Source organism: Winogradskyella sp. PG-2, assembly GCF_000828715.1.
Taxonomy (GTDB): domain Bacteria; phylum Bacteroidota; class Bacteroidia; order Flavobacteriales; family Flavobacteriaceae; genus Winogradskyella.
The window spans coordinates 1,883,041-1,909,861 of record NZ_AP014583.1 but is presented as its reverse complement, the minus strand read 5'-3'; the positions used below and the strand labels follow the sequence as shown (position 1 = coordinate 1,909,861).

Below are 26,821 nucleotides of genomic sequence, written 5' to 3'. Positions count from 1 at the left end.
CTATTGATGAGTTATGAATTTTTCTTTACCATGGCTTATATATAGGACAGATGACACTTTACTATCGATAAATAGTAAGGTAGAGCATATTGGAATCTTAGACAACAATAAAAAACTCTAAGAATGACTCTAAACAATCAAATTAGCTATTATTTTCTCTAAATATTCTGAAATAGAAAATAGACTTTGGTAAAATGTTGGCTTTACATTTTTATTATTTTTCTCTCTTTTATTTAAAGCTATAATTGTCTCTTGATATTCTATGAATTTTTCTAATACACTTAATACTTCTAAATGGTCTATCTCTGATATATATCCAATATGCTTCAAACTAAATTCATTCTGTAAAAATCTTGCACCTGCTCTAATTGAAGCTGAACTCGTTTTTTTCATTTTTGCATTAACAACATTGGTATTACTGCACTGATCTGCAATTTCAGTAAGGGTTTCATAGACTTTTGCATCATTACTGTTGCATACCAAGCACACCTTAACATCATTCATATTATTTATGGATGATGTTAAAGACAATTTATGTGCCTCGTTCTTAAGAGTCCTAATTACTACAATTAATCCTACATTCATTATTTCTACTATTTAATTAGTAAATAATTCTAATTTAAGTCGCTCTTTTGGAGCGTTCCCAATTAACCGATTGATTATTACCTATATGTCTAAAAAAGCCTAATATCACTGCTAAATTCATTATAAAAAAGTAGTATGGTACAAATAATAGCTTTATTCGTGTGGAATTATTTTCAAGAAACCAACCCAAAAGAGCAGAGACATAAAAAGTAATCTGTAACCAAAAAACGATATTGTAAAATGAATAGTTGCTTAACCCTTCCATGGAAGCCAATACAAAAGAAACAGGAATTATCAGCAATAGACATAAAGGTGTTATTGTCCAACGCAAAACTCGATGAGAGATATACTGAAATGATAATAAGCCATACTTAAAAACATTTAGCAAAGATTTTAATCTAATGACCGATTGAATACCTCCTGCCGAAATTCTAATTTTTCGCTTTAACTCCTCTTTCACGTTAGCTGAGGCATTTTCTACAGCATATGCTTCAGGATTATATTGTATCATATATCCTTGTCGAGCTATCCTCAGGGAAATAATAAAGTCGTCTAAAATAGTATCAGGTTCAACTTCCTTATATAATTCCGTTCTAATAGCAAATAACTCTCCTGCCGCTCCCACAGCTGAATACAATTCCGCATCCCATTTTTTTAGTCTTGATTCGTACTTCCAATACAAGCCTTCACCAGCTCCTGCTGCTGAATCACTAGCTTTGTTAACGATTCGTTTCTCTCCAGAGACACACCCTACTTTATCGTTATTAAAACCATTTACAATATGTATAATAGAATCTAACCCTAAGTTTGTATTCGCGTCACTAAAAACCACTATTGGTGTTTTTACATGGGGCATGACTCTATTTATAGCATTGATTTTACCTTTTCTTTCATTGCGATGAAAAAGCTGAACATTATCATAACCCCCTAACATTGAATTTGTCCCATCGCTTGAACCATCTGTCACCCAAACTATTTTCAATTTATCTTTTGGATAATTAAGACTCATTGTATTTTCCATTTTTTGGTTGACATAATCTCTTTCATTGTAGGCAGGAATCAAAAGAGTAACTTCTGGTAATGGATTTAAAATTATCTTGGTATTATTCTTAATAAAAATTAGTCGTTTAATTTTTACCATAATCCATAGTAGAATTCCATATCCTATGTAGGTATATAAAATTATAATTAATAGTATCCAAAACAATATTTTTAAAGTTTCCATAGTAATATTTCTCAAGTAAAATTAGCCACACAATTCATGTATTTTAAGATAATTCTTTCATCCTACATTCAATATAGATGAATTACCTTTTAGTTTCGATAGATGGTCAATTAACGTCTTGATAAGGTTTAACACCTTACCTACAGACATTTTTATACCTAAAATTATTATACTTTAATAAAATTTTCTCTAAGACAGTACATAGATAGATCTGGTTAAAACTCTTTTAAGTGAAGTTCTAAAAACATAGAACTATCATTCAACAACAAAACATTTTATGAAAAGCGAAAAGAAAAGACTATAATAAAAACTGTCTTTATTATTAATTATAATTTTGATAAATAGAATCGAAAGTCGGTTAAGGTTAAAATCTCTTTTAAATGAAAAAATCACTCTAGATTGAGTATTTCTTATCAATCGTTGAGTAACTTTCAAATCACCTCTAATTTCTCTTTAATAAATTAGTTTAGAATTATTGCTTTTACTGAAAAAAGGTTGAATACCTACCAATTGAAATTTATTAAAAATTAAAAGGCTTCTTTTTTATAATTTAAAATTCTAAACTTATATATTATCACCTTGGTTTAAATTTAAATACTCTAGTTGACCAACAAATTGTCATTTCTATGACCTGGATTATCTTTATACCAATCCTTATAATTATTACCACCAGAAATAGCCCAATCACTAAAATAGTTATAAGCATCATAAATTCTTACTGATTCCTTAGGAACTTTAAAATCATGGATTATACTTAATGCCCAAGGATAACCTGTGTCGGATATATAATTACCATCAGGATCTACGTGCATTCCACTAGTTTCTACTAAATTTTGACCAAGCTTAGTTGTTGCATTATAAGGAAGGTGAATTTCGTGCTCTCTAACTTTATTTGCAATTAAAAATGGTTTAAATGGGGCCTCGCCTAGTATGGCAGTACTTACAGGATTTACAAAATTAATTGTAATAGTTCTCTCTGTAATTAAATTATCGGAATTATCTGTAAAAATTATGACCGCATTATCTTGAGCACTTTCTGTACCATTCGCATTTAAACTTATATAGTTTTCACTAAAAGAAGTGCCAGAAACACTTTCAATATCAGATGGCACCAATCCTTCTATCTCTATACCCATACCATTTGTAAAACCAGCAGAATTAGATTTAACATTGCATAAAAAATCCACTCTTACCACTAAATTATCCGAGTTCAATAATGCAATCGCTTTATAATTTAAAGCCATATCATTAAAATCATAATCACCGCTAGACGGCCATAAATCTTCAAAAACAATACTACCCGTACCATATTTACTAGGAGTAAAAACTTCATAAGCCACTTCTGGATCATTAGGATAGGCATCATCGTTATCTACAACACCATCCCCATCAGTATCGATTTCATCAGGATCATTTGAAAAAATCCTAAAAGTGCTTAAATCATTAATTGTTCTTCCAAAATCTGTACCATTGTTTGAATTTATGCCATATACATATTCCCAGCCACCTGTAACTGTATCCATTATAATTAAATCCGAACTCGAAGCATTATTAGCCAACCATAAATCTTGATTAGAATCAAATGTCATAGAAGTGGGCTGAAAAGGTAAATTATCCCCACTAATCCGAACACTATCATATTCATTATTCTCATTTAATTCCAGTCTATATAAACCAGAAAATGAGCATAAAAATAATGTCCCATCTGCGGCAAATGCTAAATCTCCGCCATGGGTGTTATGTAATCCATTAATGTTCCAAATATTTAAATTTGTGCCATCAATAGGATCAAACGTATATAATTTATCATTTTTTGAAAAATATAACAACCTATCATTAACGTTAAAATCTAATCTAGGCCCACCGATTCCAAGATTTGCAATAATTTGCCACGAATTACTTGCAATATCGTATTTCATTAAAGGATGCGGGCTACTCTTACCTATTGAATACATTAGTCCATTTTCTTGGTCTATAGCAGCCGTATAACTGCCCATAGGCATATCGGAAAGATAAGTTAACGATCCATCTAATGGATTTACCTGGAAATGTTCAGCTGATCCGTTAACACAATACAAATAATCTTCAACGTTATCTCGCCCATAATTGTTATTTGAGGCCTCACTATAATAATGTTCAACTTGATCACTTGTAATTAACTCAACAGATGCTGAATACTTTAAATTATCCTTTCTTCGGATATATAATTGATCATAAAAATTTGGAATATTTACTGAATGCTCTAATATTCCATTTTTTGGAACTCCCGAAAAAATCAGTTTATTAAGAACATCGTTTTTAAATATCTCCTCAGTTACAATCTCCCCAGCCTGATTTTCAAAAGTTTCATATCCTACAGAATGTAAGCCTTCTGTGTAAGCATACACATTATATTTAGAATACGGTGAGTTGTCATGAATCTTAATATCTACTTTTCGGTATGTACTGTAGTCAAAACCGTCAGGAATATTTATTGATTCAATATCTGTATTCTCTGATGATCCATCATTAAAATCAGGTTTAGCACATGAGCTATTAAACAATAGTAATACTATAAAAATTCGGATGTTTATTTTTCTACCCATGAGCTATTATTTTTCTACATTCTCAAAATAAAGGAGAAATTTTTTTAAATTTTATTTTTTTCTTTCACTAGCTGCTTTTGAGAGTTAGTTAGCCATTTAATGTAGATAAATGAAAAATGATCTAAAAAGTGCGTATAAAGGGTCATAAACTCAATTTAAAATGGCTAAAATACTTTCAGATAAAAAGCCGCTCTAGATTATTTGCTTTACCAATCTTTGAGCGACTTTTTAATCAACTAACTATTAATTTCTAGTTAAAAATTAGTTTAGAATTATTTCTATTACCGTTAATGTCGGAGTACCAATCTAAATCTGGATTTGAAGTAACGAAATCATCAAAATTTGGATAAGCTTCTAGAATGGTTGTATTCTCCTTTGGCCATGGCCAATCAATTGGCAAGTCGTTAAGTGCCCATGGGAAACCATTAGCATTGACAAATAAATTACTACCAGTTGACAAGTCATCGCACTCAGAAAAATTACTGTCATCATTAAACATAGATGGTAAATTCAAAGCTGGATAATTGATATGAATTGTGTTATATAAATGATGTATTTCCTGCCCTGACACACCATCTCTCAATAAAAATTCATCATAAGCACCATTTAATTTAGTTACAGTACCAGAAATTACTGGAATATTTGCGTAGTCTATTTGTACGCTATTAATTATAGCATCGGGATTATCGACATAAATAGATTTAAGATTTGCAAATACAAATAGGGTGGTGCCGTTATTATTGTCATGTAATCTTGTAATGTGACTTGATTCGTAACTATCTGAAGCATCTAAGGTTAGTACAGCATCGTTGTCGCCATCTATTACCCTTAATACAAAACCATTATTAAAACCGCCTCCTAATGCAGGGAACTTATAATTAAATTCAATAGTTGTGATATAAGTATTTTGACCGTCGTTGTTATCCCCATTATTCAATCCTTCCTTATAACTGTAATTATTGACTAAATCATTAAAATCATAATCTCCTTGACAAGGGTATAAATCTTCATAGACAGATGTAAAATACAAACCTTGTCCTTGAGGATAATTATAAGTTGCTATATCAGGGTTATTATCGTCAACGTCAACGCCTCCTTCACTTCCATCTCCATCATTATCAACCATATTGTTGTAACCAGGCGAGCATGAGTTTGATGATATAAACGTAGAACATGTATTAATCACATCATTATCTCCGATAGAACTGGTATAGCTGTTAGAACATATATCTAGCTCTCCTTTAAATTTCTTACCACCATTGAATGTTATAGCGCCAGTTTCAATTATAGAATAAGCATGATCACCTTTAATATTGCCACTTGAAATAATGCTTGCGCATTTAAATATAGAACCTTCTTTGACTTTAACTTCTTTATTTGAATTGTTCATGAATGCCCCTGTAATGAGCGTATATGATGCATTCTTAAACTCTACTTCATCATTATTTATTACTGTCCCTGAAATTGTGGTATAACAATAGTTTTTAAATTTACCGTCATTTACAATGAAATTTCCAGAAACAATCAATTCTGAACCTTCTTTATTATCAAATTTATCTGAAAGCGTTACGTGACCCGCAATAATAACTGATCCCCCCTCATTTTTAAAATGTTCATTATTGTTGAAGTTACCGGTGATGTTTATAGTTCCACCAAAATTCTGAACATGATCGGATACAGAAAGATTTCCAGTAATATTAGTTAATCCCCAGTTATCAAAATCCTCAGCAATATTTGCATTTACTCCATTAAAAGTACCCTCATTATAAATTTTTGAATTTATAGTACCTGATAGATTTAAAGTCCCCCCTTGACCTACATATATTGTTAATTTACTCGAATTATCATTTAAATAAGATGGGGTCCATGAACCTCCACTACAAATATAAATTTTGGTATTAGAATTAATATTTACCCCTTGTGTCGAGTTACCAGTTATTTTATAATTCCCCCCATCGCTTCCATTAAACTCAGAATAGTTATTACAATTCCAACTTGGCGGATCGTCCGAAGAAAAAGACTTTCCTGTCTCTTCACTTTCTTCTTCTACAATATTATCTGTTAAAATAAGATTTTCTAATTGGTCTGGTGAAATGTAATATTGTCTTGTGTTTGTTGCAAGGTCTGCTTCAATTAACACCGTTTCAGTATGGTTTGGTATTAAAAATTGTTTATTTAACGATTGATTTTTTTCAACTGCTCCTTCGAATAATAATTTATTGGTTTCACCTTCAATTTTATAAACTCTAATTTTAGCCATGTCTGCAATAGATTCGTCAGACAAAATTATGGTTGCATTTTGAAGATTGACTGGTCTTAGATCATGACCATCAGGCACAATTAATGAAGTCGTCTCATCTTGATTTTCATCTGTAAAATCTGCAGCTTCTTCTTGAAATTCTTTCGTACAACTAAAAATAATAGGCGTCAAAAGAATGAAAATTAATAAATACTTTCTCATTTTTATCTTAATTAAGTTAATAGAATGATAAATCTATTTTTAAAAAATGAAGTTTAGAGTAGGTTTTCTTTTAAATCCTAATTTCTAATGTTGAAATGCTACTTACTGTAGACTAAATTTTGGACCACTTCTTACAATTGCATCCTTTTTTGATGTTGATAACTATTTAAAACAATAATATTATTCCATAAAGGCTAGTCCATCAGGCACTCTTTCTGTTCCTATTTTACTGACAATTTCAAACGTTTTCATATCAATTACTTCAACCTTATCCGCATTAGAATTTGCAACAAATGCATAGTTCCCATTAGGGTGCATTAAAATACCAACAGGCCTTGGAGTATGATATAGTATTCTATCAATTATGTTTTTCTTACCAGGAACATTTATAATCTTTATTTGTTTTTTTGTTTTTTGATTATAAACCCTTATCGTTCCATCCTTTGAATTTGGAACTAAACAATATTTCCCATCAACAGAAAATTTTAACCGCAATGCTTCATTTCCAGTTTTTAATAATTCTAACACTTGGTTAGTTCGAGTATCGATAACAGAAATTGTATTTTCTTTACTATTCGTAACCCAAAGCTCTCTCCCATCAGGTGTAATATCAATACCTTCAGCCCCTGATCCACAATAAATAATTTGAATAACCTTTTCCATATCAAGGTCAATTACACTGACTGAACCAGAATTTATATTGGTTACATAGGCTAAAGATTTATGGGGATGTAGAACAACCATATGACTTAGCTCTTGTTCTGTCGAGATTCTTTTTTCAATATTTCCTGTTTGAGTATTAACAACTAATAGTTCATTCCCAATATCGGTCACAACTACCACGTTATTTGAATTTAACGCTCTTGTAATTCCATGAGGTCGAGGACTTTTTTCTAAATCTATCGTTTTTTCTATTTGTGAAGTTTTGGCATTTACAATAGAAATGCTTTCACCTACGACATGAGGAGCACCATAATTGGTTATAGCAAATTCATTCTTGTTTTTTAAAGATATAACTTCATGAGGTTCAATTTCTACAGGTATCTCTGATATTCTTTTGCCTTCTTTTAAATTAAAGATAATTATACTACTACTTAGTTTATTTACTATTACTAATTTACCTGATGCCTGTATTGAATAAATGGGTCTTCTAGAAATTAGAATTATTACTATAATTACGAAGAAGCCTAAACCTACAGTTATGATTGCATGTTTTATTGTTTTCATAATCTACCTTTCTTTATTTGATTTACAGCATAATTGCAAGCTCTAGCTGTTAAAGCCATATAAGTTAAAGATGGGTTTTGACAACCTGATGATGTCATACAACTACCATCGGTAATAAATACGTTTTTAACATCGTGCATTTGATTATGCTTATTTAACACCGATGATTCTGGATTTCTACCCATTCGAGCCGTACCCATTTCATGCACAGCTGAACCTGGGGTGGGGCTTGACCTGTAGCTTTGAACTTTATTAAAGCCAGAATTCAATAATATTTCTTCACTTGCCTTTGTCATATGTTTCATCATAGCAATTTCATTATCACCATACTTAAAATTGATTTTTACCAAGGGAATTCCCCATTGATCTTTTTTATCAAAATCTAAAGAAATCTTATTTTCAAAATATGGTAAAACTTCTCCTCTACCTCCCAAAGAAATCTTCCATTTCCCAGGATATTGCAAAGCCTTTTTTAACTCTAGACCTATCCCTGGACTAGATTTTGACCTCCAGTTTTCTCTTTCTCCCTTACCCTGAATACCGTAACCTCTTAAAAACTCTTTATTTTTTGTCTTTTTACTAACATTCTGAAATCTAGGTATATAAATAGTCCCTGGAGATCTACCTTCATAATATTTATCTATAAATCCTTCATGTATACCGTAAGTGCCTTCATTAATTACATGATCCATTAAATTATGACCTAATTGACCACTTGAATTACCGAGTCCCTCAGGAAATGACTTAGAAATAGAATTCAATAAAATTGCAGTAGTTGCTATTGTAGATGCATTTAAAAATATAATTTTAGAAAAAAACCTTAATTCTTCTTTTGTTTCTTTGTCAATAACAACAACGCCGATGGCTCTCTTCTTATCTTCATCATATATAACCTCTTTTACAATTGAGTAAGGCCTAATTGTTAAATTACCAGTGATTTTAGCGTCCTTTAAAGTACTTGAATTACTGCTAAAATATCCTGAAAAAAGACATCCTCTACTACACATATTTCGATAAACACATTTACCACGACCTTTTTTAAATTCAGTTAAATTTGCGACTCTGCCGGTAATCACCTTCCTATCTGTATATTTTTCATCAAGACACTTTTTTAGATGCTTTTCTATTACATTCATTGGTATAGGTGGCAAAAAAACTCCATCTGGTAAATGAGGTAAATTATCGTAATCTCCACTAATTCCTACATATTGTTCAACATAATCATACCATTTTTCTAAATCCTTATATCTAATTGGCCAATCTATTCCATAACCATCTTTTTTATTGGCTTCAAAATCTAAATCAGACCAACGATAACATTGCCTACCCCAGGTTAAAGATCTTCCCCCAACCTGATAACCTCTTATCCATTTAAATGGTTTCTCTTCAATATATGGATGCTCAATATCCTTTACAAAAAAATGCTTGTTAGTGTCATCACAATGACTGCTCTGTATGGGCCTTTCCGATATCTCCTTTTTATTCAAATGAGATCTATTCTTAAATTCCCAGGGATGCGTATTCGCTGTTGGATAATCCTTAATGTGCTCAACATTTCGCCCCCTTTCAAGAACAATAGTTTTTAATCCTGCTTCCGTTAATTCCTTTGCTGCCCAACCTCCACTTATACCAGAACCAACTACAATAGCATCGAATGTATTTTCTTCAGACATATTTATCATCATAATTTTATTTTGTTGCCCAAGCTTTTTGATTTTTTCTAATATTAGTTATGGCCTCATAATTACCTGGAACAGGCTGATATCTCAGAAATTTTGTTGCACCCACCTCCGAGGTACAATATCCCTCAATAGTTAAGGATTTAAGCAAATCAAAAAAAGATCTTCCCATAATTTTATTACTAATCTTCTTTATTAAAGAATTGTTTGAAGAATCGTCTAATTCTTTTAAAAGCAAATACTTTTGATCTACTCTACAATCCTTGTATAATTCATTAAATCTAGTCTTACTCTCAGACTCAATATCATTTAATCCATTCATGAAATTTTTATATTCTTTGCGGCTAGCACAATTCTCTAAATAACTAATTATGAAATTATGGACTTGTGCATCTTTTGCGCTAGGAGTATCTGATATCGGAATAATTACTTCAACTAATTCGGCAATGAGACTTGAATATTTTCTGATGTCTTTTAAATTTGAAGTGGAATCTCTAAAAAAATAGTTCGTTCCATAATAAGAAGACAAACCTATAACTGTAAATCCAAAAAATCCTCTTAATACATCTCTTCTTTTCATATTCTATGTTTTCTAATTTTTTATTCTAACGAGAATCAAAATCTAATTTCCATCTCATTACATGATTTATTCTAAATGAAGCTTCAGTAGAAATCATTTAGTGTAACCCAATGTTTATTATTAAAATTTCAATTAAAGTTCAATCTTTATTCTATCAACCTCATGATGCGTTAGTTGTAAACAATTGAGTATAATACGTCTCAAATTTTTACCTAATAGGAATTTAAAAATTCGTATTTTGAGTTATTCTTGCTTTCAACTTAACTTTTCCCATTCTTGAGTTTCAAAATTGTATTTCTTTAATACTTTAGCAGGGTTGCCTGCAGCTAAGGTATATTTAGGGATATCTTTTGTAACTACACTTGCTGCCGCAACAATTGAATGCTTGCCTATCGTAACACCTGGTAAGATGACAACATTAGCTCCAATCCAAGATTCATCTTCAATAATAATGGGCTTAGTAGAAACTCCCTGCTCATGAATTGGACTATCGATCTCTGCGTAATTATGATTTAATCCAGAAAGCACAACATTCTGCGCCAGTCTTACATCATTTCCAATATTTACTGGTCCGATTATGGTATTACTTAAACCTATTCTTGTCCTATTACCAATGATAACATCTCCTACACCATTATTTACTGCTGAAAAATCTTCAATGGTTGACGCTTGACCAAGACTGAATTTATTCCAGGGCACTACATCCAATCTGGTTCGTCTTCTTATACAAGATCCTTTTCCTCTTTTGTGGATAAATGGGTTTACAAACCATTTTATCCATAACCTTGGTCTGGCTTGATTGGGGATTAAGATTGACCAGTGCGCTAATCTTTTTAATTTGCTGTTTGATTTTATTTTTGCTGCTATTTCCATCACTGTAGTTGTTTTAAAGTTGATTCCATAGCCGTGTAAATATAATTTACGCTATTTGTCCAAGTATGCTTATTAGCAAAGTTTATTTGTACTTTTACATTGGTTTTTGAATGCTCTGTTAAGGCTTTATCGATAAGCGAAATATAGTCTTCTTTTGTTTCTCCTAAATAAACAAAGTCCTTAAACATCTGCATTGCCTTTGTTTCTGTAGCCACTACAGGTTTTCCCATAGCTAAGTATTCGTCTATTTTTCTAGGATAATTTCCTATAGTAATTTCATTAACCACCTGAGGATTAACAGCTACATCAAAGCCTTTGATATAAGATGCCAATTGGTCTGCCGGTTTGTTCCCAAGAAAGAATACATTCTGTAACTGATGTAAATTAGATTGTTTAAAATCTTCATCTTCTGGACCAACAAGAACAATATTCCAATCCGATCTCTGTGATGCAATAAACTCTAATAATTCTATATCCAATCGCAATGTCGTAAGGGACCCTACGTAGCCAATTACAGGTCCTTGAATTACATTGAATTCTTCTGGTACTTCAATACTATTATTTGTATCGTTAAACATGCTAACATCGCAGCCTTGCCCAACCATAATACTATTCTTGTTATACTTTGAACTATAGTCTACATAGTATTCTGAATTATTCACGATAACATCTGCATTCTCGATCATCATGGGCTCAATACGCTCGCCATGTTTTTTCCAATAGGGTACTTTAACCAGGTTATCCCTAACATAGTAAGTATACAACTTTGGTTGTAATAGTTCTTTTAAGTGAAGTCCTAAAAACATTGAGCTGTCATTGAACAACAAAACATCTTTAAAACCTAAGCGATTAACCGCATCTTTAATATTGTCAGCAAATAATTTTGCGTTTCGCTTATTTAAAAACATATATATCTGATGAGAATTAATCCAGTTTATAGATTCTACGATGTTCTTTGGGTATAGGTTCCATAAGTTCAACTCAATTTTCTCAATATCTGGTAGATAGCCTTTAGAAATATTTATTCGCTTTTGAATCGTCTCCTTTTGCCTTTGCTTATATCTAGTAATCCTGTCTAACGGTGGATTTACATAAAGCACTCTATTTTGCTTAGCGAATTCTGTAGCAATGTTTTTACAGTTACTGCCTATTTCAATATCCCACGGTTGAATTCCTACTATTACTATATCTTTTCCTCTTATAGTCATTTCTATATATTGTTGTGGTTAAACCTCTGATAAATTCCCAAGACCTTTTTTGCGGTATTTTCCCAAGTAAATTTGGTATACCTTGTAAATCCCTTTTCAGTTAGCTGTTCTTTATAATTTTTATCCGAACGTACTTTTACTATAGCTTCATAAATGTTTTCTGTACTGTTTGGATTTACCAGACAAGCCGCATCACCTGCAACTTCAGGCATAGAGGATGTATTTGAAGTAATCACAGGAGTTCCACAAGCCATTGCTTCGATAATTGGAATACCGAAGCCTTCTCGTAATGAAGGAAATAAAAATAACTCGGACAGACCAAATAATACTGGTAAGTCTTTGTCTGCAACATACCCTGTAAGTATTATTTTATCACTTAACTCTTTTTCTAAGTCAATAGACTTTAAGATCGTACTTAGTTTTGCTTGATTAAGACCAACAAGAACTAACTTTAAATCTTCTGTAAATTCGTAAATATACATGTAAAAGGCTTTTAAAACACGTGCTGTATTTTTTCTAGGATCTGTGTTTCCTAGATGCAACAAGAAGTGCTCTGGCAAATTATATTTCTGTTTAACTTTTGCCTTTGTTTTGTTATCAATTACAGCTTTAAAGTACTCATTAACACCATTATATACTGTTTGTATTTTGTTATTGTCTAACTTATAAATTTTAGAAATATTTTGTCTTTCAAAGTTAGATACCGTGATAAGTCGCTCGCTCTTCTTAACTATGCTGTTAACAATTAATCTTCTGTAAAGATTTCCTATTTTTTGATACCAAGAAGCGCTACTTGTCAATTGTTCTAGTACACTTCTTTCTTTAAAAATAATATCATGGAGCGTAGTTACCAATGGTATTTTCAAAGCCAAAGGCGCTGTATTACTTGTACAATGTAGAACATCACAGTTGTAAGCTTTAGCCAATTTAGGCAGTTTGAATTGTTCCCAAATAGGATATGCTCCACCTTCAACCTCAACGATATGAAAATTATCAGTACTGGAGATAACCTTGTTATCGACATCTGGTTTTACAAAGATGAAATACTCATTCTCCTTGTCTAACACTTGTAAGTTTTTAATTAACTCAAGAGCAACCCTTTCCATACCATGCTTCTGCAGACGAAATAAACGCTGTGCCTCTATACCAATTCTCATTTTCCTTATCTTTTAATTACACCGTGTGATGTATGAATAAATTTTGTGTTAGCTCCCTTTAAGTTAAAAAGCAGACAGAACATCCTTAGAAAAGCAGAAGGCATAGAAGCCATTGCTTTCAAAGTTGCGGTATTGTAAAACGATCTTGGAAGTGCTAATACAAAAGCTACAACCAAAAGCGTAAGATTTACTACCCAGACGAAGCTAGATACGTAGGTTTTAATATTTAATCCAAAATCTAACAGGCAATAAACAAGTGCAGTTATAATTGTTATTCCAAGCAATAAAATTCTAGGTGGTACTATCATCTGAAAAACCTTATCAAATAAGTTTACATTACCACTTGAAAAAAGCGCTCTTAATCCAGATTTATAATATCTTTTTAGATATACAAACTGAGTAGCCAACCAACGTCTTCTTTGTTTTGAAAAGTCTGTTGACTTCTGAACTTTCTCGTCTAAAACAACAGTATCTTGAAGATATTCTATAGAAATATTCTTTTGAGCCAATTTAAACTCAAGCTCTTTATCGAATCCCCCAATAGCTGTAATCTTTTTCATAATGGACTCAAATATTTTGTAATCAAAGCCCATACCCGAACCAATTAACCCTGAAGATAATCCTAAAGCACGATGTCCTCTTCTGTAAATATGATTGTTTATTTCTTCGCTAGCCGCATCTAAAATAGCAAAAGAAGTGTTTTGATTTTTTGCTTTTCTATGCGCTTGTACTACACGAAAACCATTCTGAAAAGCCGTATTCATTTTCATTAAAAAATGAGACTCCATAATATTATCCGCATCAAGTATTATAGCATAATCGTAATCTTTATCCGAATCTTGTATAGCGGCATTTAAGGCTTTCGCTTTGGTACTATTTTCAAAGCTTACTTTTACTACTTTAATAGGTAGTTTTTGAAGTTCTATTAGCGTTTTAGATTGTAATGAATCTGCAATAACAATAACATCATAAAAACTTGGTGGATATTGTTGTAACAATGCTTTCTTTGCAACACCTACAATAACAGCATCTTCCTTGTAAGCGGGAATAAATATGGCCATTTTACTAAGCTTGTCATCCGTATTTTGCTTGCGCTTTTTATAGAAATGTCCTGCAGAAGCAAACACTAAAACATATAGAGTTGATACTGCAAAGTAGACAGCAAATATCATTTCTGTACCCTGCCCTAAATATTGAAATATCTGAATTATAGTTTCCATGGTAATTATTTTTTTGATAGTGAATAATTCGTTTTATTTAACTGCTAATTCTCTACTTTTAAACTTATTAATTACCGTTCTTAATTTGAGAGCAAATTCTCTTACAAACGGCAGATATTTACCACTTTTTATATTATAAGTAAGAGACTGAGAATTGTAAATCATCTTGAAGTTTTCTGTACAAAACACAGGCTTCTTAGTAAGCTTATTGATCTCTATGGCTTGCTTTAAATCACTTTCCACAAATAGATTATACTTGCTCTTTTTATATTCATTGGCTTTATGAATGCCATGACAATTGGCTTTTTGCCTAGCTTTCATATCTGGCAGGTCTAGCATTACAAGTCTTTCGTATTTAATTCTATGGTTTTCTAACCAAGTTTCGGTTTCAGCTCTATATTTCTCTAATCGAGAGGTAACTAATGTTCCTATTTTACTTCCTGGGAGGTATAATGGTACCGCATTTAGTAAAAACGAGACATACTTTGGTCCATCGTCATTCTGTTCATTAGTTGGATCTTCACATAGCACACCGTCAATATCGAAACACGCTTTATCTAAAGTAGAATGGTTAAAGATGTTCCACTGAAAATAACGCGGCGTAGCTACAGTTTCTAAGGCATAATCCACGAGGTTTTCCTTGCCTGGCGTAGCATAAACTACTGCATACTTAAAATTGAATTTTGATGTTAGATGTGCTAAGTTCTCCTTACACTCTGCCAATGCAGAACCAGAAGCAATACTATCATCTACAACCAATATATTCTTATAGTCCAAACTGTCAAAAAATTGTCTTCTAGCACCTGCCTTATATACGAAGCCATTAATAAATGAATGGATGTCTGTATAAGGTAAATTAAGATATAACCCTAATAGATTTGCGGGTAACATTCCACTTCTTGGTACACCTACTACCAAATCTATATCTCTAGATATCAAATGAAGATTTCTTAATATCGTTTCGTTTAAATCGCTAATACTTCTGTAATTCATAAATCCATTATTTTATAAGTTTTTAATGCTTTATTTTTATCTAATTGGGGAGAAACAAACATAAAAACCATGGTTGCGTACATAAGTATCCCCGTCGGCATTTGCCCAAAAACACCATTACCATAAGAGGCCATCATAATGCCGGCCATACCACAGGTAATCGCTGTTATCTGTATTTTTAAATTGTGATCCTTTATTTTGAACATGACATTTCGAGCTCCAGAAACAAGAATAAAAAACAACATAAATAAATAATACCCTAATCCAACCACACCTGTATCTGCCCAAATCATTACATACCAGCTATCTGTTGCTGTATTGGCTAAAAAGCTCTGAGGTGTAAAACGCAATCCCCAGTTTCCCGTAGCACCAAGCCCACCACCAAATGGCCTTGTTGCTAGATATCCTTTAAGTTTTCTTTGATTGGATAAACGAACTTGCAATGATGCCTCATTAGGATCGAAGGCAGTACGCATTCTTCTAATTTCGTAGTTTCCCTGTCCTATAGTGGTATGTGCAAAAAATATGTATGCAGCTGCAACTAACATTCCCCCTAGAATGAGAATTTTAATGTTTTTACTGAGTATTAAAAATACAAATCCACCAATAGCTGGCACAGCAATAGCTCCTCTGGTTCCAGATATCATCATGCCAAAAAAACCGCCTATTGCAACAGCTATAAAAAAGGATCTAAGTCGAAGATTTGTTTTTTTGAACAGTGCCAAAATTCCAAAAACAACACCCGCATGTGCTTGAGAGGCACCAAATTGCCCAGCGTCTGAGTAAAATGAAAAAATCCTTAACTTCCCAAAAAGGATGTGTGTTTCTGCTCCACCCAACTCTAACCAACGCTGTTCGAAAGGATCTACTCCAAACTGAAATTGCTGTATTCCTTTTAAGGTTCCTAATAATGACAAAATTCCCCAAATAATGAAAAAGTTATTTAAATCTTTTTGCTTATTAAAAAGCATAAAGAGTAGTGGAATTGCTAAAAACTGGTAGAGACCAACCCCTCTCATTGCATAAAACCAAGCTTCTCTACTCAATGCTTCTGGATTTCCTAATTGTAATAACACATAGGCCATCCATAAGCTAACTAATAGGGTTAAACTAGATTTGGCTTTATGCCATGCTAGTTTCACTCTAAATGCCTTAAAGAATAAAGCAATATATATTAATACCAGTAAAGCATCTATAGTTAATCCCCATGGAGCTTCCACATATCGTGAAGCACCTATTGCAAAAAAGCCTAGAATGATACTAATATAGATTCCGATTTTAGGGGATTTAAATATGACATATATTAAGGCTACAACAAAAAACAAACCAACACAAAATGCAACCCCTGTAACCTTAGTTTTAACAATAACAAATCCCAAGACAGTGAGTAGTGCAAAAAGTATAATTGCACTACTGAGCTTGGTTACGCGCATTGAGCCCGAGTTATTTTCAAAAGGGTTAATATGATTTTTAAATATGTCCATTGTTTATTCAGTAAAACTTGACGTATTAAATGCTTTACATTACAAACATAAATTCTAAACCGAGTGATGTCGGCTAGATTTCGACTAATAATCATTAAGTGTAGACGAATAGAAAACTATTATTGATAAGGGAATGTTATTAAGTTTTCTTAATGTATTCCTGAAGACCTATACTTTGAACCAAAATATAAAGCCACAATCTCTAATCGTAGCTTCTAAATAAAATACTATTATCGGTTAGTTAAACCTAAAACTCTTAGATAAATTGTTTTGATTGACGCCAAAGGCTTTTATAAAATGCATGACCGCTCTTAAAAATTTCCAATAGAGAAACACGAAATGTCTTATTTAGGAAATAAGCACCTACTATAATCCCAACAGTTGTAAATACAAGTGTTGAAACAGCAACCATTTCGATGGACTTGAAGACATATATAGCTATCAAATCACCAACAATATTAGCACCTAACATTATGGCCACTTTTAAGGCGTTAATATTAGGTCTATTGATACTGTCTAAACCAATCCCTGTCATTCTATCTACAGGAAGCAATAAACCATAAACCGATAATATTCTCACAATAGCTACAATATCTATTCCCATTATCTTGGTATCTAAATATTGACATCCGGATATTAGAATTACAAATGCTTCCGCAAAAACAAAGGTTCCTATAGACACGGCAAAAAACAAATAGGTTAATGCACCTGAATAAGTATTAAATAATACTCTTACATCATTTGTTTTTCCCTCTAAACTCGCTTTTGACATTTTAGGAAAAGCTGTTGCCGTAAAACTTCGTAAAGGAATTTGCTGGATCTCAGTTAGTTTTAACGGGATACTAAACAAGGCTACGGCAGTGCTTCCAAAAGGGCTTACACTAATAATTAAAATATCTGCATTACGCAATAAGTTTGTTCCAATAAGTGTAAACGTGCTGTACTTTCCAAAGTTCAATAAGGTTTTTAGTGTTGTTTTAGTCGCTTTTATAATTAGCTTTAAACCATCCCAGGATTTACCTATACAAACCAAAGAAGTGATTGTATTTACACCCAAAAACACTAAGGTAATCTCTAAGACAGAACATTTTAAAACAAAAGTATTCACTACCAAAAAGCTAAAGAACAACCCGCTATTTAATGCTTTAATAATTAAAATTTTGTCGTACCTCATTTTTGCCTGTTGTACTACAAGCGCATTGTTAAACGGAAGGTTTACAAATGCCAGAACTGGATACCAGCTAAAAAAGAGCACGTACGAAGATGTATTAATAACATCACCAAAAATTAATTTAACACTAACCAACAACATGGCTATAATCAAAGTTGCCAATAAGCTAATAAGTACATTAGCTCCTATTAACTGATCCCTATTCTTTTCTGTGGCTCCCGAAAGAAACCTTACCAGTCCATTATTGGTAATTCCATAACGAAGCATTTCAACAAGCGATCCCCCAGAAATAAATAGTACCCACTGTGCAAATTCTTGTGTCTCTAAACTTCTTGCTAGTAAAGCAAAACCACCAAAACCCAATAGTGCGATAGTTAGGTTTCCTGATAAGGACAAGAAATTATCTTCTCTGATTATTTTATTGAACAGCTTCTTCATCTTAAATATGACTACTCGAGTAGAACTGAAAACGGAACATGTTCTTTAATCTAATTCTAGTCTTAGAACGCTTCTTTGGCAACTCACCCAAAACAGTCTCCACTTCCTTAATCTCAACACCGTTAATAATAAACTGTAATTTTTCGCCCGCAATTGCTTTTAAATTATCCAGAATGTTATTATCTGCCTTAGACCATAATCTATTAGAACGACAAACCATTAATACTAAATCAGAATTTGCTATTAATTCTGAAGGGTAGCTAAACTCTAGTAAATTTGGCAATTCGATTAAAATATGGTCTAAGCTACGAATGTTATTTTCTGACACATTGACCATAAATTCTTGATAATCCGTAATTCCTTTATAAGCTTCGTCCACATTATATATTTTGTATTCAGAGGTACTTAAATTATCATTTGCAGAAGACAAGAACGGATGGTTACAATCTATTCTTGGATCTTGATAACCAAAGAATTTATATAACCAGGCCGATCTAGAAACACTAGTCTTAGACCTATCTTCATTCGAGTGGTTTAACACCATAACGGAATCTCCTGACGCTTTTAATTTTTTAGCAATATTAGAAGCAATAACGCTTTTACCTTCATTATTTCTTGTACTAAAAATTGTAATTATTTTAGGTGTCTTCGTAATGCTCGTCTCTTTGAATATTCTATTAAAATCCTGCATTATAAACTCCATCAAACGATCTTGCATTCTTACTAAATCTAAATGTGGCTTTGCTCTGAAAAGCTTAGGAATCATTCCCATAGATGGAATTTCTAAAATCTCTTTTGCTTTTTCTTCATTTTTTAATGTATCGTCAAATATTTCCATAAGTAAAATGCATGCAAGGATAATAACACCAGTAATTAGTACAATTGCAACGATGATAATTTTTCGTTTAGAAGGAATAGGCTTCAATGGATAAAACGGCGGATCTACAGCAGTTAAATTACTGGACAGTTGTGTATCTTGAAACTTAAGCTTAGCTAGATTTAGACCATGTAAAATGTCAAGATATTCTTGTTCTACTACCTCTATTTCTCGTTCTATTCGCTTTAAATTAGCACCAGCTGGAGCATATGTTGCAAATTGTTTTTCTATGGCTTTATTCTGCGTATCCATAACCGAGAGCTTAGCTTTTAAGTCTGCGGTCTCAACAACTTTATCCACCCAGTCTGGCAATACTTTTTTAATAGGTACACCATCTGTTGAATTTTGAAACGAATACAGCTCGTCCACATTAGTTTTTATTTCTTTCTGAAGGGCTTGAACCTGCTTTTTTAATTGTTCTATGTTTTGAATAGAACGCTCATCTCCATTAGATTTAGCCGAATACATACCTATTTTATAGTTCAGATCCCCCAATTGCTTTTTGCTTTCTACAATAGCATTATTCTTTTCTTGAATAAGTTCCTGTATTGCCAATTTTTCCTCCAAACGTTTTATTGAAGCCTGTGAACCCGCTAATTGAGCCATGTTTCTTTTATAGACCACTTCCATGTCTTCTTTTACTATAGCAACCGCTTTACTTTGCTCATAGTAATTTATAATGTTATTATCCTGATTGAATTTCAGCATCTTCTGCTCGATAGCCTTCAATTTCGTTTCGGACAACATCAGTTGTTCTTCGAAGTATTTTACAACAGCATCAGAACCATTTTCTTTAAGGTTCTTATACATCTTGGTGCAGACCTCTATATAGATTTTTAGTGTTTGTTGGCAAATTCCAGGATCATCTGCCTCATAACTCAATTTTACCAAATCACTTGAAGAAATACGTTCTATTTTTACTTTTGAAATTGCCTCAATAGAATAGTATCTATGGTGAAAACTAAGTAGTGAATACACAAAATTAGAATTATCATTATGCATTACTTCTGTTAGGTATGCCACTGTAGCTTCATAGTTTAAATTGCCGTCTTGTTCAAGTTTTATCTGATTGGACAAATGGCTTTTAATATCTTCTGGAAGAATTGCCTGTAGTTCTTCATATGCTTCTTCTGAAATAAACTTATGATTTGCCTCTTTTAAGGACAAGTGTAGACTTAATAATCTTATTGCAACTTCTTCTTGCGTGTCTCTAGATTTAATGATGTTAATAAGGTTATCAAATGCATTATTAGCTGCTAGATAATTAAACGTTTTATCCATTTCTATGGAGGATCCCGAAGCTATGCCTGTATACAGCATGGTATCGGAATAGTAGCTTCTCTTTGGGTTTAGTGTAATCGACACTGCTAATACCCCAAAAATCAATGGCATTACTATAAGAATCGTCTTATGCTTTAATATCAGTTTTATTAGATCAATAGGTTTCATTGTTTTTTGCTTATAAAATTAATTGATTTTCACACCCGTGTAATTCTCCAATAGCTTTTTCGCCAAAAGTAAGTTTGACTTTGCTTTTTCAAATTCTGTTGCTACACCAGCTGTGATATCTGATATTCTTATGTACTCGTATATTTCCATTTGCCCATTAGTAAACTCCTTTTTTGCCATTTCATTATTTACCTTAGCATCACTGAGGTTGGTGGCTTGAATTTCGAGCAAGTTTTCCTTTAGAACTAAATCTTCGTAATATCTAATTACTGTTTCTCTAATTTCATATTCTTGAAATTCCACCAAGCTTTCGGCTTGAGATATTTCAGCCTTTGCTTGTTTTATATCAGACTTTCTATTGAAAATATCAAATACGGGAATTTTTAAGTATAAGCCTACACCATAGTTAGTTTGTGTAGTTGTACTTGCTAAAGTTACCGTATTGGGACCACTAATATTATTAGAAAAATTGTCAAAGGTACCATACCTAGTATCTGCTTGGATTCCAAAATTTCTTGTCCAATTTCTGCGCTTTGCTTTAAGATTAGCTTTCTTCACTTCAATTTCATTTTTCCTGTAACCAAGCATTCCGTTGTTTGTTAAAGCCGAATCTATAAGAACATTAAGCATTGGTATTAATAGTTTAAAAGATTCTGGCTTTTTACTATCTACTATTGTATCTTGAGCGTAAGCAACAGCGTTTAATAGCGCAAATAATATTAAGCTTAATAAAGTTTTTGAAATATATGTCATAGCTCAAAATATTTATCTGTTATTGTATTTCTTCAAAACAAACTTACAATGTCACTAGAGTAAATTCTGTTATATTTCGATGGATGAACGCTAAGTGTAGATGAATTAAACGTACCTGTTGATTAAACATTTTTACAGTCCTGCAAAATGAAGAGAAATAAAAAAAACCGCTATTTAAACAAAATGAAATAGCAGCTAAAAGTAACTTTGAAAAAAATTATACTGTACTTTTTTGAAATAATGCTGGAACTGTTCTAAAAAGAATCTTTAAGTCTAACCATAGTGAGTAGTTGTCACCTGCAAAATAATCTGCATAACGATTATCTAAAGATATACGTTCATCTTCAGACATATCCCCTCCTTTTCCACGTAATTCTACTTGCCAAAGCCCCGTAATTCCTGCTGGTGCTAAAAAACGTTTAGACTTTTGATCTTGAGTCAGTAACTCTGCCTCATATACTGGCAGTGGTCTATTACCTACTAGAGACATATCCCCTTTTATAACATTTATGAGTTGAGGTAATTCATCAATACTCGTATTCCTAATTATTTTACCTAATCTTGTAATCCTAGGATCATCAATAATCTTGATAAAGCTTGAATTATTGTTTTGTTGTTTTTGTTTTTGGTGTGTATGCCAATAATCACAAACCTTATCTAATTCATTATATTTTACAGCAGAGCAATGATACCCAGCTGGTAGCTTAGCGCATCTAGGACATTTTTCTTCTAAATTAACTTTAGTTTGGGTTTCAGACTTATTGTATTGGTTTTTCTCTTTAGCAAGTTGACTTAAGAGCTTATCTGATCCTGATCGCATTGATCTTAGTTTATAAAAATCAAACGTTTTCCTGCCGACGCGTTTTGATATATAATACACCTTCCCTTTTGACTCTATTCTGATAGCAATAATTGTAATCAATAATAATGGCGAAAGCAATAATAAAATTATTGAAGCAATAACAACATCAAAAACTCTCTTTGTTAATGGGAACTTATATTTTACAGGTTGAACAGAACTAGCTGAATTTAAACCTTTACAACGATGAGATAATTGTTTCGCTCTAATCAAAATTTGCTCTGTTTTTGTAGAATTAGCAACAAAGTAATCGTCAATTCCACTATTGTATGCCTCCTTGTAGATTCTATTATTATGCTCTTCAACTAGTAAAATGAATGGTCTCTTTGATAAGATTTCTTCATTTAAAAGCTTCTTATAAAAGTTTATCCCATTATTTTCAGGTAAATTATACTCACAGATTATAGCCAAAATATCATCATGAGTATTTAAAATCTCTATGGCTTTTAAGCCATTACTACATTGAATCACTAAAGTTTCAGTCTCTTCTTTGATTCTTTGTATATCTTGAGTATAACTGCCTATATATAGTATTTTCATTGTTCAAAAAATTTTTTTAATTTCTTAATTACCAGACGTTACTATAATGAATTGGGTATAAATTCTTCTTAACCACTTCATCCAGTTCTTCTGGGTTGAATGGTTTTGTTAAATAATCCTGCGCACCTAGTCTGTAGGATTTTATACGCTCTTTACTTTCTGGTTTACCTGAAAGCATAATGATTGGTGTATGCTTGGTATAGCCTCTTAATCTTATGTTTTGTAAAAGTGTAAAACCGTCCATCTCGCTCATTTGAATATCACTGATTATTAAATCAGGTATTTTTTTTTCGAGCCAAGCTTCTGCTTCTTCACCTGAGTTAACAGCTTTTACTTCATATTTATTTGATAAAAAAAACTCAAGCATAGTTGTCATTGTTAACTCATCATCAATTACTAATATCTTTTTTTTCATTATATTTTTTTAATTATTCTTTTAGACCTATTGTTAATAGTTAATTTATGTTACAAATTTACTTTCAGAGTTGACTATATTTTTATTTTTTTCGTCGGATAGACATTCAGTATAGTCGAAATGAAAATATTCATAGTTTAAGTAAGCTTAACCTGAGTCAAGTTATTTAAGCATTTGAATTCAATTAGTATTTAGATTTTAATGTAGCATTCTAATTAAAAATTACTAATTCGTATTTTAAATGCGCAATTATGAGTCACTTTAAATTATGTCCTAATTGGATGGTTTTAGAAATAAAAAAGACAAAAGATTTCTCTTTTGCCTTTCTAGTATTAATTAAGGGTACGTCATTTATATTAACCTAATTTAATTTTACACCACCTTGATCTTTCAAATTTATCATTAATTAAAAACGATTTAATTTTTATTCGTTAAAATAAAGTAATAAGACGTTGGATAACTAATTACTGTCGTCGAATGGTTTAAAGTGTAAATTCATATATCGTTCGGTGCAGAATTAACTGCTAGATAAAGTAATTCGGAAAATATACTTAAACCATAAAATTCAATGGATAAGTCTTAATAAAAGTGAGTTAACTTTATTATGACGTCAAATAGTAAATACATCTATTGTTACATAACTACATTTAACAAAAAAGGCAAAAGATAAATCTTTTGCCCTAAAATTAGCTATCAATTTTAAAAACCATTACATATGATTATTACTTCAAAAATATAGTTAATTCAAAGGTAATTTATTATTTTTCGTCGAATGAACGTAACATGTAGTTAGGAGACTAATATGTTTCTTTGAATAGTTTACAATAAATTAAGACGTTTCATTAATTCTGGTCTATTAGAACGACTTACAGGAATTACATCTTTCTTTATCAATACACTATTGTCTTCTATATCAATAATTTTATCGACATTGATAATGTATGAACGGTGTATTTTTAAAAATAAGCTGTCCGGTAGTTTATCCTCAATTTTCTTAAGTGTTGAGTGTACAGTATAGTTTTTATCCTCAGTTTTAATTTGAATGTAGTCTCCTTTGGCCTCAACTAAATAAATACTTGGTATATCTATTTTAATTAATCGCCTATCTATATTAACATATAAATCATTACCAGAACTGGTCTCTACTTGGCCAGATACATTTTCTTTTAATGATTCTATACTTGGCTTAATCGCTTCTGCCTTATGAATCGCTTTTTGAAAACGCTTAGGCGTAATAGGCTTTACTAAATAATCTACAATACAATCATAACCAAATGCCTGAATTGCAAAGTTTGTATCAGAAGTTGTTAAAATAATTTTAGGTGGATTCTTAATAGTATCAATAAAATCGAAACCTGTAAAGTCAGGCATATGAATATCTAAAAATATTAAATCAATGACATTCTGATTTAAATACTTAATGGCTTGCATTGCATTAGGAAATTCTTCTAAAACTTTTAGGCTATCTATATTAGTGCACAATTGACTAATAATTACTCTTGCTGTAGCTTCATCATCGATGATAATACAATTCATAAAACAAACTTATATGGTCTCTAAAAAATCCGTCATGCTTTGCAAAATAGATTCAAAATCTTCTTTACCAATGCTACTCTTATCTAAGAGATTAAACTCATAACCAGCGGCAACGTCATAACTTTTTGTAAGCCCTAAAATACTAATTTTATGTTTAAGTTTATGCACATTTTCTGCAGCTTCTTTAAAATTTTCTGCTGTTACATTATCAAAATAAACTTTTTTCTCTTCTGGAAACTCTTTTTTTATGATGTCTATAAGCTTTTGCTCAAAGGCTTTATCGCCTCCAGACATACTCTCTATATAAGACAGATTAGGCTGTTCCATTATAATTATTTTTTAGGGTGAAGAAAAATGTGGTTCCTTTTTTCAATTCAGAAGTTAACCAAATATCACCACCATAAAGATCTACTATTTTCTTTACAATAGACAATCCAATACCTGTAGAATCTTGATTGCTTTCTAACCTTTGAAAGGTCTCAAATATCTTTTTAAAATATACTTCTTCAATACCTTTTCCATTATCTTTTATATAAAATTCCCAAAAATCATTCTTGTCTATTACACCAATCTCAACAATACCATATTCTTTATCATTATAAGTTATTGAGTTACTTATTAGGTTCTGAAACAACTGTTGTAATCGATATTTATCACCTTTTATTAATGGTAATTTTTCTTTTCTAATTTCAATAGTATCTGGTATATAAATAATGTCTAAAATATCGTCAACGAGGTTATCTAAATCCACATCATAGACCTCAATTGTACTTTTACCGATTGTAGAATATTCTAAAATTCCATTAATCAGAGTATCCATTTTTTCAACACTATTTCTTATGAGATTAAGACTTTGTTGTCCTTGATCATCGAGCTTATCAATATAATCATCTTTAAGCCATGCTATTAATGTATCAATGCTTCGCAATGGTGATTTTAAATCGTGAGAAACCATATGTGCATAATCACTTAACTCTTGATTACGCAACTCTAAATTATTTAATAATATTTGTTGTCTCTTAAACGCTTTACAAGCCTTTAGACTTATTAAAAATTTATTAATTACTGGTTGTAACTGTAATAAGTCCTTTTGCTTAAGTCTTTCTAATTTAGAATATAGAAATAAATATCCTTGCTCTTTTAGATTAAATATGGCTAAATAACCTGTATTAATATCTATTGGCACCAACTCAGAAATGCTGGCATCTACCTCAGTAAGCTTATGATCTTTTACGCTTTCTATAAGTTTGTTAATGTTCTTATCTGATACTATAGTAACTTTTTTTCCTAATGGAATAGAGTATGTGGATCTCAACTGATTGTCTTTTCTTTCGAGAATCCAAGCAGCATTTAAATTCTTACGTCTTAAAATTAATTTTAGAAATAAATCACAACTTTCTTTATAATCTACAGATTTACCAATAGCCATAGCATATTCGTAAAGGGGAAGAATCTCTAATATGTTGTTTTCTAATTTCATCTGTTCATAATTACTGCCTTTTTAAG

21 protein-coding genes are annotated in these 26,821 nt (G+C 31.7%); all 21 read right to left on the bottom strand.

The features are described from left to right. Positions 1-129 precede the first annotated feature (129 nt). Entirely contained in the window at positions 130-585 is a 456-nt protein-coding gene (locus tag WPG_RS08525) for a hypothetical protein (RefSeq protein ID WP_045471301.1), read from the bottom strand. Positions 586-619: 34 nt separating this feature from the next. Further along, complete coding sequence (locus tag WPG_RS08520) at positions 620-1,810, bottom strand: glycosyltransferase family 2 protein (RefSeq protein WP_045471299.1); 1,191 nt, start codon at positions 1,808-1,810, stop codon at positions 620-622. Between the two features lie 599 nt (positions 1,811-2,409). Further along, complete coding sequence (locus WPG_RS17400) at positions 2,410-4,395, bottom strand: LruC domain-containing protein (protein ID WP_052471198.1); 1,986 nt, start codon at positions 4,393-4,395, stop codon at positions 2,410-2,412. A 250-nt stretch (positions 4,396-4,645) separates the two neighbouring features. Continuing rightward, positions 4,646-6,856, bottom strand: coding sequence for an LruC domain-containing protein (locus tag WPG_RS08510; RefSeq protein WP_045471298.1), 2,211 nt, complete (start codon positions 6,854-6,856; stop codon positions 4,646-4,648). Positions 6,857-7,036: 180 nt separating this feature from the next. Beyond that, positions 7,037-8,083 carry a YncE family protein gene (locus WPG_RS08505; RefSeq protein ID WP_045471297.1) on the bottom strand — a complete coding sequence of 349 codons (1,047 nt, stop codon included), beginning with the start codon at positions 8,081-8,083 and terminating at the stop codon, positions 7,037-7,039. Further along, positions 8,080-9,765 carry a GMC oxidoreductase gene (locus WPG_RS08500; protein ID WP_084221638.1) on the bottom strand — a complete coding sequence of 562 codons (1,686 nt, stop codon included), beginning with the start codon at positions 9,763-9,765 and terminating at the stop codon, positions 8,080-8,082. The genes WPG_RS08505 and WPG_RS08500 overlap by 4 nt, the downstream gene beginning before the upstream one ends. A 7-nt stretch (positions 9,766-9,772) precedes the next feature. Next, positions 9,773-10,342, bottom strand: coding sequence for a gluconate 2-dehydrogenase subunit 3 family protein (locus WPG_RS08495; protein WP_052471197.1), 570 nt, complete (start codon positions 10,340-10,342; stop codon positions 9,773-9,775). Positions 10,343-10,597: 255 nt separating this feature from the next. After that, positions 10,598-11,215 carry an acyltransferase gene (locus WPG_RS08490; protein ID WP_045471295.1) on the bottom strand — a complete coding sequence of 206 codons (618 nt, stop codon included), beginning with the start codon at positions 11,213-11,215 and terminating at the stop codon, positions 10,598-10,600. Beyond that, a complete protein-coding gene (locus WPG_RS08485; protein WP_045471294.1) occupies positions 11,215-12,423 on the bottom strand; it encodes a glycosyltransferase in 1,209 nt (402 codons plus the stop codon). Before WPG_RS08485 ends, WPG_RS08490 begins: the two co-directional genes overlap by 1 nt. A gap of 2 nt (positions 12,424-12,425) precedes the next feature. Beyond that, positions 12,426-13,580: a glycosyltransferase family 4 protein gene (locus tag WPG_RS08480; RefSeq protein ID WP_045471292.1), complete on the bottom strand. Its 1,155-nt coding sequence runs from the start codon at positions 13,578-13,580 to the stop codon at positions 12,426-12,428. Between the two features lie 5 nt (positions 13,581-13,585). Beyond that, entirely contained in the window at positions 13,586-14,800 is a 1,215-nt protein-coding gene (locus WPG_RS08475; RefSeq protein WP_045471290.1) for a glycosyltransferase, read from the bottom strand. Between the two features lie 33 nt (positions 14,801-14,833). Next, complete coding sequence (locus WPG_RS08470; RefSeq protein WP_045471288.1) at positions 14,834-15,793, bottom strand: phosphoribosyltransferase; 960 nt, start codon at positions 15,791-15,793, stop codon at positions 14,834-14,836. Next, positions 15,790-17,277: an O-antigen ligase family protein gene (locus WPG_RS08465; RefSeq protein ID WP_052471196.1), complete on the bottom strand. Its 1,488-nt coding sequence runs from the start codon at positions 17,275-17,277 to the stop codon at positions 15,790-15,792. Before WPG_RS08465 ends, WPG_RS08470 begins: the two co-directional genes overlap by 4 nt. Before the next feature lie 256 nt (positions 17,278-17,533). Continuing rightward, on the bottom strand, positions 17,534-18,886 hold the full coding sequence (locus tag WPG_RS08460) for a lipopolysaccharide biosynthesis protein (protein ID WP_045471286.1): 1,353 nt from the start codon (positions 18,884-18,886) through the stop codon (positions 17,534-17,536). 1 nt (position 18,887) lies between these two features. Beyond that, positions 18,888-21,212 carry a GumC family protein gene (locus WPG_RS08455; protein ID WP_144374443.1) on the bottom strand — a complete coding sequence of 775 codons (2,325 nt, stop codon included), beginning with the start codon at positions 21,210-21,212 and terminating at the stop codon, positions 18,888-18,890. An 18-nt stretch (positions 21,213-21,230) separates the two neighbouring features. Beyond that, on the bottom strand, positions 21,231-21,965 hold the full coding sequence (locus WPG_RS08450; RefSeq protein ID WP_045471282.1) for a TolC family protein: 735 nt from the start codon (positions 21,963-21,965) through the stop codon (positions 21,231-21,233). Positions 21,966-22,182: 217 nt separating this feature from the next. Beyond that, the gene (locus WPG_RS08445; RefSeq protein ID WP_045471280.1) at positions 22,183-23,364 is read right to left on the bottom strand and encodes a sugar transferase; all 1,182 of its coding nucleotides are present in this window, start codon (positions 23,362-23,364) and stop codon (positions 22,183-22,185) included. Between the two features lie 28 nt (positions 23,365-23,392). Beyond that, a complete protein-coding gene (locus tag WPG_RS08440) occupies positions 23,393-23,779 on the bottom strand; it encodes a PleD family two-component system response regulator (RefSeq protein ID WP_045471278.1) in 387 nt (128 codons plus the stop codon). 819 nt (positions 23,780-24,598) lie between these two features. Next, on the bottom strand, positions 24,599-25,315 hold the full coding sequence (locus WPG_RS08435) for a LytR/AlgR family response regulator transcription factor (RefSeq protein WP_045471276.1): 717 nt from the start codon (positions 25,313-25,315) through the stop codon (positions 24,599-24,601). Between the two features lie 9 nt (positions 25,316-25,324). After that, the gene (locus WPG_RS08430) at positions 25,325-25,642 is read right to left on the bottom strand and encodes a histidine kinase (protein WP_045471274.1); all 318 of its coding nucleotides are present in this window, start codon (positions 25,640-25,642) and stop codon (positions 25,325-25,327) included. After that, positions 25,629-26,795 carry a sensor histidine kinase gene (locus tag WPG_RS17395; RefSeq protein WP_231850279.1) on the bottom strand — a complete coding sequence of 389 codons (1,167 nt, stop codon included), beginning with the start codon at positions 26,793-26,795 and terminating at the stop codon, positions 25,629-25,631. The genes WPG_RS08430 and WPG_RS17395 overlap by 14 nt, the downstream gene beginning before the upstream one ends. Positions 26,796-26,821: the final 26 nt, after the last annotated feature.

Coding starts and splice junctions, on each gene's coding strand:
- WPG_RS08485 (WP_045471294.1), bottom strand. CDS start 12,423: ATGACTATAAGAGGAAAAGATATAGTAATAGTAGGAATTCAACCGTGG.
- WPG_RS08450 (WP_045471282.1), bottom strand. CDS start 21,965: ATGACATATATTTCAAAAACTTTATTAAGCTTAATATTATTTGCGCTA.
- WPG_RS08525 (WP_045471301.1), bottom strand. CDS start 585: ATGAATGTAGGATTAATTGTAGTAATTAGGACTCTTAAGAACGAGGCA.
- WPG_RS08455 (WP_144374443.1), bottom strand. CDS start 21,212: ATGAAACCTATTGATCTAATAAAACTGATATTAAAGCATAAGACGATT.
- WPG_RS08475 (WP_045471290.1), bottom strand. CDS start 14,800: ATGGAAACTATAATTCAGATATTTCAATATTTAGGGCAGGGTACAGAA.
- WPG_RS08520 (WP_045471299.1), bottom strand. CDS start 1,810: ATGGAAACTTTAAAAATATTGTTTTGGATACTATTAATTATAATTTTA.
- WPG_RS08465 (WP_052471196.1), bottom strand. CDS start 17,277: ATGGACATATTTAAAAATCATATTAACCCTTTTGAAAATAACTCGGGC.
- WPG_RS08495 (WP_052471197.1), bottom strand. CDS start 10,342: ATGAAAAGAAGAGATGTATTAAGAGGATTTTTTGGATTTACAGTTATA.
- WPG_RS08440 (WP_045471278.1), bottom strand. CDS start 23,779: ATGAAAAAAAAGATATTAGTAATTGATGATGAGTTAACAATGACAACT.
- WPG_RS17395 (WP_231850279.1), bottom strand. CDS start 26,795: ATGAAATTAGAAAACAACATATTAGAGATTCTTCCCCTTTACGAATAT.
- WPG_RS08460 (WP_045471286.1), bottom strand. CDS start 18,886: ATGAAGAAGCTGTTCAATAAAATAATCAGAGAAGATAATTTCTTGTCC.
- WPG_RS08430 (WP_045471274.1), bottom strand. CDS start 25,642: ATGGAACAGCCTAATCTGTCTTATATAGAGAGTATGTCTGGAGGCGAT.
- WPG_RS08510 (WP_045471298.1), bottom strand. CDS start 6,856: ATGAGAAAGTATTTATTAATTTTCATTCTTTTGACGCCTATTATTTTT.
- WPG_RS08490 (WP_045471295.1), bottom strand. CDS start 11,215: ATGGAAATAGCAGCAAAAATAAAATCAAACAGCAAATTAAAAAGATTA.
- WPG_RS08470 (WP_045471288.1), bottom strand. CDS start 15,793: ATGAATTACAGAAGTATTAGCGATTTAAACGAAACGATATTAAGAAAT.
- WPG_RS08435 (WP_045471276.1), bottom strand. CDS start 25,315: ATGAATTGTATTATCATCGATGATGAAGCTACAGCAAGAGTAATTATT.
- WPG_RS08480 (WP_045471292.1), bottom strand. CDS start 13,580: ATGAGAATTGGTATAGAGGCACAGCGTTTATTTCGTCTGCAGAAGCAT.
- WPG_RS17400 (WP_052471198.1), bottom strand. CDS start 4,395: ATGGGTAGAAAAATAAACATCCGAATTTTTATAGTATTACTATTGTTT.
- WPG_RS08505 (WP_045471297.1), bottom strand. CDS start 8,083: ATGAAAACAATAAAACATGCAATCATAACTGTAGGTTTAGGCTTCTTC.
- WPG_RS08445 (WP_045471280.1), bottom strand. CDS start 23,364: ATGAAAATACTATATATAGGCAGTTATACTCAAGATATACAAAGAATC.
- WPG_RS08500 (WP_084221638.1), bottom strand. CDS start 9,765: ATGATAAATATGTCTGAAGAAAATACATTCGATGCTATTGTAGTTGGT.